At 39.7% G+C, this 12,760-nt stretch carries 13 protein-coding genes and 1 riboswitch; of the genes, 7 read left to right on the plus strand and 6 right to left on the minus strand.

Going from position 1 to position 12,760, the window contains the following annotated elements:
• The first annotated feature begins 86 nt into the window (after window positions 1-86).
• The 3 genes from CSV63_RS10500 to CSV63_RS10510 all read left to right on the plus strand — a co-directional run bounded on the left by CSV63_RS10500 (window position 87) and on the right by CSV63_RS10510 (window position 1,879).
• The gene (locus CSV63_RS10500) at window positions 87-638 is read left to right on the plus strand and encodes a biotin transporter BioY (RefSeq protein WP_099695747.1); all 552 of its coding nucleotides are present in this window, start codon (window positions 87-89) and stop codon (window positions 636-638) included.
• Window positions 639-803: 165 nt separating this feature from the next.
• Window positions 804-1,217 carry a universal stress protein gene (locus CSV63_RS10505; protein WP_099695748.1) on the plus strand — a complete coding sequence of 138 codons (414 nt, stop codon included), beginning with the start codon at window positions 804-806 and terminating at the stop codon, window positions 1,215-1,217.
• A 251-nt stretch (window positions 1,218-1,468) separates the two neighbouring features.
• Window positions 1,469-1,879, plus strand: a complete 411-nt coding sequence (locus CSV63_RS10510; RefSeq protein WP_099695749.1) for a universal stress protein — start codon at window positions 1,469-1,471, stop codon at window positions 1,877-1,879.
• A 442-nt stretch (window positions 1,880-2,321) separates the two neighbouring features.
• On the opposite strand, the gene CSV63_RS10515 is transcribed toward CSV63_RS10510, so the two are convergent.
• Genes CSV63_RS10515 through CSV63_RS10525 form a run of 3 tightly spaced genes read right to left on the minus strand, consistent with a single transcriptional unit; the run spans window position 2,322 to window position 5,127 of the window.
• The gene (locus CSV63_RS10515; protein ID WP_099695750.1) at window positions 2,322-3,092 is read right to left on the minus strand and encodes an energy-coupling factor transporter transmembrane component T family protein; all 771 of its coding nucleotides are present in this window, start codon (window positions 3,090-3,092) and stop codon (window positions 2,322-2,324) included.
• Window positions 3,070-4,536 (minus strand): ABC transporter ATP-binding protein, encoded by a 1,467-nt coding sequence (locus CSV63_RS10520; RefSeq protein WP_099695751.1) that lies wholly within the window; start codon window positions 4,534-4,536, stop codon window positions 3,070-3,072. Before CSV63_RS10520 ends, CSV63_RS10515 begins: the two co-directional genes overlap by 23 nt.
• Before the next feature lie 21 nt (window positions 4,537-4,557).
• Window positions 4,558-5,127 (minus strand): ECF transporter S component, encoded by a 570-nt coding sequence (locus CSV63_RS10525; RefSeq protein WP_255408931.1) that lies wholly within the window; start codon window positions 5,125-5,127, stop codon window positions 4,558-4,560.
• An 80-nt stretch (window positions 5,128-5,207) separates the two neighbouring features.
• Window positions 5,208-5,319, minus strand: a riboswitch (TPP riboswitch).
• Window positions 5,320-5,505: 186 nt separating this feature from the next.
• On the opposite strand from CSV63_RS10525, the gene CSV63_RS10530 reads away from it, so the two are divergent.
• Window positions 5,506-6,078 carry an exonuclease domain-containing protein gene (locus tag CSV63_RS10530; RefSeq protein ID WP_158233948.1) on the plus strand — a complete coding sequence of 191 codons (573 nt, stop codon included), beginning with the start codon at window positions 5,506-5,508 and terminating at the stop codon, window positions 6,076-6,078.
• A gap of 228 nt (window positions 6,079-6,306) precedes the next feature.
• Complete coding sequence (locus CSV63_RS10535; RefSeq protein ID WP_099695753.1) at window positions 6,307-7,179, plus strand: YitT family protein; 873 nt, start codon at window positions 6,307-6,309, stop codon at window positions 7,177-7,179.
• Window positions 7,180-7,295: 116 nt separating this feature from the next.
• Here CSV63_RS10535 and CSV63_RS10540 read toward each other — a convergent pair whose 3' ends face one another.
• Window positions 7,296-8,981, minus strand: a complete 1,686-nt coding sequence (locus CSV63_RS10540) for a methyl-accepting chemotaxis protein (RefSeq protein WP_099695754.1) — start codon at window positions 8,979-8,981, stop codon at window positions 7,296-7,298.
• Between the two features lie 570 nt (window positions 8,982-9,551).
• On the opposite strand from CSV63_RS10540, the gene CSV63_RS10545 reads away from it, so the two are divergent.
• Window positions 9,552-10,961, plus strand: coding sequence for a SulP family inorganic anion transporter (locus CSV63_RS10545; RefSeq protein WP_099695755.1), 1,410 nt, complete (start codon window positions 9,552-9,554; stop codon window positions 10,959-10,961).
• 13 nt (window positions 10,962-10,974) lie between these two features.
• Window positions 10,975-11,388 (plus strand): universal stress protein, encoded by a 414-nt coding sequence (locus CSV63_RS10550; RefSeq protein WP_099695756.1) that lies wholly within the window; start codon window positions 10,975-10,977, stop codon window positions 11,386-11,388.
• Between the two features lie 252 nt (window positions 11,389-11,640).
• Here CSV63_RS10550 and CSV63_RS17035 read toward each other — a convergent pair whose 3' ends face one another.
• Window positions 11,641-11,796, minus strand: coding sequence for a sigma factor (locus tag CSV63_RS17035; protein ID WP_099695757.1), 156 nt, complete (start codon window positions 11,794-11,796; stop codon window positions 11,641-11,643).
• 184 nt (window positions 11,797-11,980) lie between these two features.
• Entirely contained in the window at window positions 11,981-12,757 is a 777-nt protein-coding gene (locus CSV63_RS10560) for a DUF2935 domain-containing protein (protein WP_099695758.1), read from the minus strand.
• Window positions 12,758-12,760 lie beyond the last annotated feature (3 nt).

A 12,760-nucleotide genomic window follows, 5' to 3' on the forward strand; every position in this document is an offset into this window, starting at 1 on the left:
AGAAACGATTGACACATATATTTATATACTATAAAATACATGTCAACGCTACTTAGGGAATGGTTTACTCAAAGGGGATTAGAGAAATGATAGACTCACGAAATAAATTGAAAATGATGATTGTAACCGCATTATTCGCGGCCATTATCGGTATTATGGCACAGCTAACGATACCACTTCCATTAGTTCCGATTACAGGACAAACACTTGCAGTTGGTTTAGCAGCAACTATTTTAGGATCACGTTATGGAACGATCTCTGTATTAATATATTTAGCTATGGGCGCAGTAGGGATGCCTGTATTTTCAGGTATGTCTTCGGGGTTCGGTGTAATTTTTGGACCTACGGGCGGATTTCTAATTGGCTTTATCCCAACCGCATTCATTACGGGTTATTATATGGAGCGCACGAGTTTCAAACTATCAAATGCAATTATTGCAAATATCATTGGAATGTTCATCGCCTTAGCGTTTGGTACAGTATGGCTAAAGTTTATCGCAGAACTTTCTTGGACAGCTGCTGTCATGGCGGGCTTTGTTCCATTTTTAATCGGTGGTTTCATCAAAGCATTTCTTGCAGCATGGGCGGGTATTACAGTTCGCGGAAGATTGCTCGCTAATCGATTATTGCTTGCTTAATTTAATCTCACATTATAAAAAACGTTAATTCATAGTATATGAGTTAACGTTTTTTTCAGATACGTTAGTCCATTCGTATTCCACATTGATTGGATTACTGAATATTATCGTTTTCTGTTATATGCTAACAATAATTATTATTCAAAACAGTGGAGGGTGGTTAGTATGAAAATTGCTGTAGCTATAGATGGTTCTGAACACGCTTTCCGTGCAGCGAAATATGCGCTGACACTTTTAAAAGATGCACAAGACGCGGAGCTTGAAGTGATTTCTGTAACCGACTATAACAAAGTGGAAGATGAACAACTCCTGTTGCAAAATCTAAAAAGCTTATCCTTGTATCAAGATCGAATTGTGAGGCCAGTAGTGGAATTGGCAGATAAAGTCGGAGTTAAAACGAGTATTACGCTGTTACGAGGAAAACCCGATCTCGAAATCATTAAATATCTGCAGACAGCAAATGTTGAGCAATTGGTACTGGGTAGTCGTGGAATGAACATAATGCAAGAAGTTGTGCTTGGCAGTGTAAGTCGCAGTGTAATGGAACAAGCAAATTGTCCAGTCACAATTGTTAAGTAAATGGAGTTGTCATATAGTCTTGTTTACAGGGCCTTTATAGTAGATTTATGGTTTTGTGGGAAGCTGATTATTGGATTTTTATTAAGTAATTGGTAGAATGATTTTGGATTGATAGAACAGGGACTTATTGCTGGACTATACGATCCGTGAAAAGGGTATAGAGTATGAGAATGGAATGTTATGTCGGTGACGGAAGCTGAGAGAAGATCTCAATTGTACAAACGTAGAAAGTAGTTTGAGGAGGTTTTATCATGAAGATTGCTGTGGCGGTAGATGGTTCAGATAATGCATTACGAGCGACAGATTATGCGATCATGTTAATGCAACAATTTTCTGAAGCGAAACTGGAATTGATCCATGTGATCGACTTTAATAAAGAGGATGAGCGATTGTTAAAACAAAGTCCTAACAGTCTTGCTATGTACCAGAAGAAGAAGATGCAATCGGCATTGAAGTTAGTCAATGATAGTGGAATCGTAGCAGAAGTTACAATGCTCCGGGGAAATCCGCATCAGCAAATCATTAAACACGTAAACACGAATGAAATTGATCATCTCATCCTAAGCAGTCGCGGTTTAAAATTACTTAAAAAGCTAGTTATGGGTAGTGTCAGTCAAAAAGTAATTAAACATGTGAATAGCTCCGTTACGATAATTAAATAAACGATATAAAGCAGAACTACCACGGCCAGTCGTTAAGATTGCTTAGATAGTTTTGCTTTTTAAAATTCTTTAACCGTCTTCCAGTATCGGGGACATCAGCATAATATTAGTCACAGATACATCTGCTTAAACAAAAGACACAATAATTTGAGGAATACTAATCGCTAGGATTTGTGCGCAAGCTAGTGATCTGAGAGAACGAGGAAAACCGTTTACCTACAAAATTGATGAGAGCACAATGGATTGCATTGCGATTTGTTTCAGATAGAAAGTTACGTGGAGTTTATGGATCAGGCAGTATTTGGGAAGCTGTAAACCCATGAGATAAAGAAAGCCGTAAAATCATTAGCGCATGGAATGTAAAAAGAGAGCACAGGATCTGAACTAGATCTGTGTTCTCTTTTAATTTGGTTATACAGTATATGCGTTCGTTTTCAAGTAACTACTGATAAACAGATAATAAAAAGGCTAGAGTTAAACTACCTATCATGATCAGTACAAAAACCACGTCTATTCTATTATACCGTGTAGGATAATAATACGTCCTTGCAGCACCCATCTGATACTGTTTCGCTTCCATCGCAACAGCAATGCGTTGCGCACGACGTATACTTTGGGCAAATAGAGGAACGGTATAGGATTGCAATCGCTCATACAACCCTTTAACCCCTTTGGAAAACTGTATATTCCGTACTTTCAACGCGTTCCTGCGAATTTGCAGCTCTTCAGTGACAGCAGGAATTAAACGAAAAGCTGCAATAAAGCTATACGCATATTTGGACGGCAGACGAAACTGCTGCATCATAGCATAAAAGAATAGTACGGGTTGGATTGTTAAGATAAACGTAAAACCGACGAAGCCAAATGAAAGTGATTTACTCCCGAGCAATAGCGCGTGTCGAATACTTTCTTCGGAAATCTTAAATAGTCCCCATTGCCACAACACCGTTTCACCCTTACCGAATAATAACATCGTCAATCCAGTGGATAGGAATGAAATGACTAACGGAATGGAAAGTAATAAAAGTTTCTTCATTGAATAACCGCTGAATCCATAAAACAAGATTCCGTATAAAATAGCCTGTGAGAGAGCAAAAGGTAAACTTTGATTCACAAGCGTAATAATCAAGAACGCAAAAAATACGATGAATTTTAGCGCGGGATTGACTCGGAATAGCCAAGTCTCGCGTTTAGGTGTGAACCAATTGAACATTCATCGCACCCCCTACGCCACTGTCCGTTTGCACAACGCCATCGACTACATTCCAAACAGCAGTAGCGAAGTTCTCTACAATTTCCGTATCATGCGTAACCATCAAAATTGTCATGCCTTTCGTGCGCAACTGCTCCAGCTTCTCTAGAATGGCGAATGTGTTTCGTGCATCCTGTCCGAAGGTAGGTTCATCAAGTAACAAGATATCTGTACTAGGTGTAAGGGCAGTTGCTACACTCAAGCGACGCTTTTGGCCCGTAGATAGTTGATAAGGATGGCGTGAAACGGAATCGGGTAAGTTAAATAAGCGCATCAATTCCTTTGCATACATGTCTGCATCAGCTTTTGGCATACCGTGCAAAGATACTGTTAATTCTTCCGTAATCGAGTTCGTTACAAATTGTAGTTCGGGATTTTGAAAGACGAGCGATAGACCTTTCGGGAGTTGCCGTTTCTTCTTTTTCCAACCAATGGCTACGCCGTTCACTTCGTAGACGCCGTTAGTCCGTAGCAATTGCATAAGAGATAAAAGCAATGTACTTTTACCTGAACCATTTTCCCCAACAATTGTAATCCAGTCACCGGCCTGTACAGTCGCATGCTTGGCAGAAATCTTCTCCACTTGACCACGATAACCGTGAAAATCCTCGATATGAATTTTCTCTTGTGATGAAACCGCTTGACGATTTAGCATCATCAATTGAAATCCATCAGAAGTTTTATATTCTTCCCATACCCCTGGATACCAAATGCCATAACGTTTCAGTTCTTCTTGGAAGTTTGCAAAAATATCTGCAGGTGAACCGTCTGCTAGTATGACACCATGATCATTAAACAACACAACACGATCTACCCAGTCAGCAATCAAATCAATTTTATGCTCCACGATAATCACGGTTTTATCAGCGGTTGCTTCTTTAATAGAAGTCCAAATCTGTTGCGTGCCTTCCGGATCCAGTAAAGCGGAAGGTTCGTCCAGAAATAGTACATTAGGTTCCAATAATAAAACAGAAGCCAATGCTAATCGTTGTTTCATGCCTTGAGACATTTCATTGATGGGCGTATGAACATCTTTCAAGTGCAAGTCTACACGCTTCAACACCTCTGCAATAAGAGATGCCATTTTTTCACGCGGCACATGAAGGTTCTCCAAGACAAATGCGAGTTCTTCATCGACGTATGTCATACAGAACTGTGTATCTGGATCTTGGAAAACGAACCCCCACGAGTCGGGTAACTGAATGCTTGTTGCTTTCATTGGCAGTTCGATGGAGTTCGGGATAATGCCACTCAGCACTTGAAGTAAAGTAGATTTCCCACAACCGCTAGGACCGAGCATGAGAACTTTTTCACCGGGCTGAACAGAGAAGGAGAGGTCCTTAAAGACCAAAGCATCTTCTCCAGGAAACTTTAGTCGTAAATCGGTAACGCTGATGTTATTCATAGTTGGATCATACCTCCGCTTTTACTGATCAAGCATCGTATATTCTTTCTTATCAACAGGTCGAATTAGCGACGTCACACCTGTTGCTTCTAGCGCTTTTACAATAAACACAGCAAAAATACCTGTGAAGATGAATGCGCTAATTGCACGTAATCCATATTTTACAATGAGCGCCCATGTTTCGAGTGCTGCGTAACCATAAATCAAATCGAGTCCGAAACTTGCAAGACATGACGCGACTCCTGCTAACCCAGCAATTACAATAGAATAGCGTCTATAACGGAATGCAGCGAACAATAATTCAGCAGCAAGTCCTTGTACGAATCCATACATCAATACTTCAATACCATGACCGGCAAATGCAGACAATGAAGCCCCCGCAATACTTGCGATGAATGCAGTGCCGGGCTTTCGTAATAATAGGAAGGCAAACGGCCCCACCATGAACCACATACCGTAAAGCAGTTGACGCGCAACAGGCATGATTGGTTTGACGACAGTGTATAAATCATCCCAAAACTTCATGAGCACGCCAAATACAACACCAATCATGATAGTAATCAATAAATCGGTAAACTTTAACTTTTTCAAACTCTTCCACTCCTCGTTATTTTTATACAAAAAAGCCGTCTGAAGAGCAGACGGCCGAGGAAGGAAAGAGATTCCTGTATAATTCCATCGATCACGCTCTCTACGCTGGCATTACCCAGATCAGATTAACGGTCAGCAGAGGATTCATCTGCTATCTCAGCCTGATTCTCTCAAGCACCCGGACGGACAATCATGTAAGCAATCCTAGTATACAGCACGTTGAATTGTGTGGCAACTTATGAAATTACTAGACGTTCAATTAAATGCTGACAGTTCAAATGGAACATATTGTATTGAAATCCTGATATACTAAAAGGATAGAACTGTTCATAATTATATTCTCGATATATGCAAACAGAGTGTAAAAGGAGACTTCACATGACAAAACATATAGCTTTTATTGACGTGGAGACAACAGGCATGCGTGCCGAGACGAGTGAAGTGATTGAGTTAGGCGTTATGCTTGGAGAGTATGAAGGCAACCGTATTGTTCGAGTGGCTGATGAGTATTGCGAGTTTCAAGACCCGTTCTATTCTATCTCTCCGGTAATTACCCAGCTCACCGGCATTACCGATCAGATGGTCAGAGGGAAGTCGCTTGATATGGATAGAATACTAAAAATACTAGATCAAGCAGATGGTATAGTAGCACATAATGCATCATTTGACAGGGGCTTCGTTAGTCGACTATTACCTGAAACGCTCGACATGGACTGGTATTGCTCCGTCAGGCAAATCAAATGGAAAAATTATGGATTTGAAAACGGCAAACTGCAGCAGTTATTGAGAGCGCACCGAATTCAAGTGCATAACGCCCATAGAGCGCTCGATGATGCGAAGAATCTAGCTGTGTTGCTGAACTCATCCAATCCCAACTTGGCGGATGATACATTCATCTCATATTTGATGAATAAAGCGCCAATGAAGAAACCAACAAAATCAAGATTTTAACTAGTAGAAAGACCAGACATCATGGGATGACTGGTCTTTTCCCTTTCGATACGACTCTTGGGTTACTGCGGCCATGTGGTTTGTATGCTACTACTATATTTAGTCGCGCGTCATGCCATTTATACAAAAAACTACAAAAATCTACTTTTCATGGAATAGTTTATATCGATAAAAGGGTATGGTAAAGAGAAGTATGTGACTTACTAAATAACTGAAAGGAATGAGAAAATGAAAGTAATTACAAAGAAGTCACATAAGACATTACGTCTTCTATTTCAAGCCTTTTTCGTCATGATAGGTGCAGTGATTACAGCGTATGGACTTGAGTCAGTCCTTATTCCAAACAATGTATCGGATGGTGGGGTTACAGGACTAAGTATTGTAGGTTCTAAGGTTTTTGGACTTCCGTTAGGCGTATTAATTACGATGTTAAATATACCGTTTATCTTCCTTGGTTACAAACAGGTAGGTAGGCGCTTTGCAGCACTTTCTATCGTGGGCATCGTATCCTTAAGCGCCAGTACAAGTTTAATGCATCATGTTCCCGTCATTGTTCAAGATGATACATTATTGATAACTGTCGTTGGCGGGATCATTATTGGAGTCGGAATCGGAATAGCTTTGCGTAATGGTGGAGCACTCGACGGTATTGATATGCTCGCAGTATTACTTTCAAGAAAACTTCCATTTGGGACAAGTGATCTAATTTTATTCTTAAATATTTTTGTCTTTCTTGTTGTTTCAACTGTCTTTGGGCTGACTGGTGCGATTATGTCAGCGATTGCTTATTTCATCGCATCGAAAGTCATATCTATCATGGAAATTGGATTTAGTGGTTCTAAAACATATAAGATTGTAACAGATAAACCTGAAATGATGATAGAAGAGATTCATGGACGTTTAGGTCGAAGTGCTACTTATCAAGTGGTCCAAGGGAGTTTTACAAATCAGGAATTCATAGAAATCACTTGTAATATTTATCATTTGGAAGATAGTAAGATGAAAGAAATCATTCGTGACGTAGATCAACATGCATTTGTAACGGTATATGAAGTTGTAGAGATTAAGCGCGGGAATTTTGGCGGAAGTCAAGTACGTTGAATGGGTGTGGATTGTAATTGTCGAGAATGGTTGCGGGTAGAATATTTATTTCACACTCTATAAAAAATATAACGAATCACGTAAAAGCGTCTGCATAGTAGCAGACGCTTTTCCAATTATAAAGTAAATTTTCGCACAAGCGCATTGAGTTCTTCAGCCAATCGGGCTAAATCATCAGAGTTACTTGCTATTTCTTCCATTGCGCTGCTTGCTTGTTGTGAGGATGCTGAAGTTTGCTCCACGCCAGCCGCAGACTCTTCAGTAATTGCCGCAATCTCTTCGATTGACCCACTCATTTCCTGACTGCTTTCCGAAATATCCTGAAGGTCGTTCGAAATGCTTTGAATCCGATTGACCATGTCTGTTACGGCGTCACTTATATTATCAAATGTTTCATTAGTACGTTTTATTTGGTTTGTCCCTTCCTCCACTTGCTTATATCCTTCTTGTAATGAATTGGTAACCATAGTGGACTCAGTTTGAATCCGATTGACGATTTCAGTGATATTGGTAACGGATGCGGAAGATTGTTCTGCCAGAGTACGTACTTCATCGGCCACCACAGCAAATCCTTTACCGTGTTCACCAGCTCGAGCTGCTTCGATCGCTGCATTTAACGCTAACAAATTGGTTTGTGCAGCAATTCCTTGTATAACCAAAACAAGTTGGGAAATTTGTTGTGTATGCTTGTCTAATCCTTCTACATTTGTCACTGCATTATGGACGATTTGATCGATAATCTGCATCTGTTCCAATGAAGAATTCATCACTTCGCTGCCGGTACTTGTCATCTTCAGTACTTCATTTGATGACTGGTGAATGTGGACTCCGTTTTCATTGGCATCCATTACTTTAGAAACGAAGACTTCCATTGAAGTTGATAAACTACTCGCGTTAGTAGCTTGGGATTCAGTGCCGTAAGCCAAGTCTTCCATTGTAGTGGCGATCTGAGCAGTACCTATTTTTATTTCTCCAGCAGATTGAGTTAGTTCTTCACTTTGGGATGAAACCGTTTGAGCCACAGTATGTATCTCATTCAATAGTTCGTGCGTATTATTACTCATCTCATTCGTAGATGCGAACAGTTGTCCAATTTCATCTCGTAAATTTGTTTCTAAAGGCGGACTGCTTAAATTGCCGTTAGCGATGCGTTTCATTCGTTCCATTACCACTTGAAGAGGCTTAGAAATGGAATTAGCAGTAGTTATAGCAACTACTATGCTTAAAAGAATAACTAACGCTATTATACTGGTAACTAAAATCAAAGTATTTTTGCCACCTGCAAGTAAATTCTTTTCAATATCAGTGATGATGACTTCACGATCCTCAGCTGCTTTTTCGTATGAGTGCATTAAACTGCGTGCATCGTCATTCGAGGCCAACAAATTACGTTCAGCCAACTCTTTGTTACCACGTTCATATTCAGCAAATACATTTTCGGTGATGTACTCCCGCCATTCGACGGTTCTTTGAATCAAATCCTGTATTTCCTTCGAATTTCCCAGCTCACTAACAGTGGTTTGATGCTTTACACTATCTTCTGTATATGTATCAAATAAATCTTTGTAGCTAGATTCTCCTGTCATAATATATCCCCTTGAGGTGGCAATTCGATTCGCCATACCAAGTGCCAACTGCTCGTCAGCAATTAATAAGGGTAACTCTTTTTCTAGAATATTTTCCGTAGCTGCATTATTTGCTTGGAGGGTAGAGAAAATGAATATGCCTAGTAAAACTATCAATAAAAGCACAATAGAGAAGCCTGTCAGTAGTTTCGCCTTAATACTATTGAATCTAATCATCAGAAATCCCAACTCCTGTCTGTTATTATTTAGTTGTTGATTTCATTATACATACGGGAAAGTTTTAAATCTACAAAATGGGTTAAAAGTCTATTAATAATATTAATTTTTATATAGGTCTAGTCTCTTATGACATCAAGCGGTTAAAATATAATGTGTATCTTTAATGTACAAGATAGTTCATTGAATGAAAGAAGTAATACGGGGTTCTGAAGACTCAGTATATAATTTGTTGTAAATAGAGAAGGAGGCTATTTTAGTAGGTCTATTATGATAGACAAAAATAGTCATATGTAAATAGTTAGCTATTATTTATAGTTAATGAAAATCGATTCTCTCAATAGAGATAAAATGTTGACTTACTAATACCAGTTTCTTCAATGATATGGTATATAGTGTAAGGAGTTAGGTATGGTTTGATTAGTCGGCTGTTCACTTACAATCGGATGAATATATCCATATCCTATATTTCCTGATTGTTTGCTAAAATGATTCAATTTTAGGACTAGAAATGATATGCTGTTGGTCTTCTAACATAGTATGAACTTTTCCATTACGAGGGGGAACAATATGCAAACTTTACAACAGCAATGGTTTGGTAATGTGCGCGCCGATATATTGGCAGGTATAGTCGTAGGACTAGCGCTCATTCCAGAAGCATTGGCTTTTGCGTTTATCGTCGGGGTGGATCCGCGTGTTGCGCTATATGCATCATTTACTATTGCCGTCATTACTGCGTTTGTCGGGGGCAGACCTGGATTGATATCGGCTGCTACGGGTGCCATGGCACTAGTACTTGTCAGTTTAATGGCTGATCATGGTCTTGAATACGTACTGGCAGCCACTATTTTAACGGGTATTATTCAATTAATTTTAGGTTCACTAGGAGTCGCGAATTTAATGCGCTTTATACCGAACTCCGTGATGTTAGGATTCGTAAACGCGCTAGGAATTATGATTTTTATGACACAGCTACCTTATTTGATTGGTTCGGGTACGATGACATATGTTTTTGCGGTCGTTACATTGATTTTGGTATATGCAGTTCCGCGTTTCTTCACTTTGATACCGGCTCCGCTGATTGCGATTGTGGTTATGACAGCCATTGCGCTGTTCAGTGGGGTTAGATTACAATCAATCGGGGATTTGGGTACGATGCCGAGTTCATTGCCAACATTCTTTTTTCCTAATATTCCATTGAACGTTGAAACCTTGAAAATTATTTTACCATATTCATTGGCACTATCGATTGTCGGGTTACTAGAGTCGTTACTGACTTCGCAGGTACTTGATGACATGACAGATACACCGAGCAATAAAAACCGTGAAGCACGCGGACAGGGTATTGCTAACTTCATCACTGGATTCTTTGGTGGAATGGCAGGCTGCGCATTGATTGGGCAATCCGTCATAAATGTCAAATCAGGTGGCAGGGGTCGATTATCGACATTGACTGCTGGAGCATTTTTAATGTTTTTGATTATTGTATTAGGAGATTTGGTCGTCAAAATTCCGATGCCTGTTCTTGCAGGTGTCATGGTTATGGTGGCGGCTACGACTTTCAACTGGGGATCGTTTAAGTTTCTTCGGTCTGCACCGCGATCAGAATCTATTGTTATGCTGATTACAGTGGCGATTATTTTATACACGCACAACTTGGCAATTGGCGTAGTGATCGGGGTTGTTCTAAGTGCGTTATTCTTTGTTGCGAAGATATCGCGTGTCTCGGTAACGAATAAAGCGGGTATCTATAAAGTGCAAGGTCCATTGTTTTTTGCTTCTACGACGAGATTTATCCAGGCATTTGATAATATTAATGAAAAACAGATTGTTATTGATTTTGAAAATAGTCAGCTATGGGATGAATCTGCAGTGGGTGCCATTCTAAAAGTGGTGACTAAACTGGAAAGTAAAGGGACGACGGTCACGATTCGTGGACTAAATACTTCAAGTGAACAATTATATGAAAAATTATTGTGAGGGAGTGAACCATATGAAAATTGCTGTAGCGATTGATGGGTCTGAAAATGCGATGCGTGCCGCAAAACATGCGATTATGCTAGCAGAATATTTGCCTAGAGTTACGTTAGAAATTATCTATGTGCAGGATTTTAGCAAGGCAAAGGATGAAAGACTGTTAGAGCAAAGCTCTGAAAGCTTAGCACTGAAACGCGAACAAAAAATGCAGCCGATTTTAGCTATGGCAAAGGAAGCGGCGGTGGAAGCGAAAGTGATTATACTCAGAGGGAATCCTAGCGAGGAAATCATCAACTATGTAAACGAAAAGAAAATTGACAAACTAGTCATTGGTAGCCGTGGGTTAAATTCATTTCAAGAAATGGTTTTAGGTAGCGTCAGCCATAAGGTAATGAAGCATGTTGTGTGCCCTGTGACCGTTGTGAAATAAAGGTATACTTCATTAACAAATAATAAACCGCCTTCCTATGAATTGATTCAAAGGAAGGCGGTTTTACTAAGAGTTGTTTTATCTTCTATAGCATTAAGTTGTAGCTTGTTGGATTCGTTGGTATATCTGCGAGTATGTGCAAATAGAAGAAAATAATTTTGCGATACTTCACAGGTAATGTTTATACAGCGATAGCAATGATGGATTGTTCTTCTTGTATGATCAATTGATCCTGTTCAGTGTGTATGATTTCTATCTGATCTTTTTAGGACCCAGAGCACGAAATGACCATCTTCGTAAATGATCTTTACAAAGATCGACAGTTAGTTGGGTTAAGTAAGTACGTAACTTTCCTTGTTCTTTGTAGTTCAACTTCACATAAAAAGAAATAAGGACTTCCTGAACGATATCCTACGCCATTTCATGGTCACGTAAAACAGTATGCCATCTTCATTAAATGTTTTCCCTACTTATCTACAAAGTGCTCCAGTTCTGCCAAAGTCATTGCCATTACCGTCCCTCTACTACTGTAGCGAAGCTTAAATATATAAAAAAACACGACGGGGAAATTCCCGTCATGTTTTCATGAAAATTAGTTTACAACCTGATCTTCGAGGTTCTTCCACAGATGGTGGGCTTCTCTCGCAATATGTTCTAGCAAATCAGGCGGAGCCGTCGTAACTGCGGCACAGGCTTTGATTAGGTCACTTAATTCTAGCTTGAAAGCTTCGAGTGCTTTTGCTTCCTTTATCACCATTTGATTGAATGTATTCAACACAGGTGATACTTCATTGCGTGGTCTGCGAATGATTGTCTTCAATGCTTGCGCTTGAAGTAGAAGGTTTTCAAACTTCCTAGTCATCGCGCGCACTTGATCGTGTAATTCGTAGTTAGAAGGATCCACGTAATGGCTGATGAATAGTAAGTGGTCAAGCATTTGACGAAGCCAGAAGTTGCTCTCATGTAGTGTTGCATCCGCTGGTGTGATGTAAGAATTCGTTTCAATTAATTTGAACACACGCTCTGCTTCCTCAGCTTCTCGAATCATATGATCAAGAAGGGAAGTAGGGGTAGAAATAATTACATCACAATGTAACGCACGATCCATCGTATGCAGCAGTAAATCAGCAAACTCTTTTGTAGAGCTCTTTGCTTCATCGATAATTAATCCGATGTCGCCGGTTTTGGATTCAGTCTTTTTAAAAATTTTCCCCATGCGGTCGATCATTTGCTGATTGGCACGTGCTAACTCTAACTCATGGTGACTGATTTCTCTATCGAAAAACTCACCATGTTCAAAATTATTGCGCACCCAAAAGTCGATAATGCCATACGTATCCCGTTCATAATTATCTGTATAACCAGCCACTCA

Source organism: Sporosarcina sp. P34, from assembly GCF_002743375.1.
In the GTDB taxonomy this organism is placed as follows: Bacteria; Bacillota; Bacilli; order Bacillales_A; family Planococcaceae; genus Sporosarcina.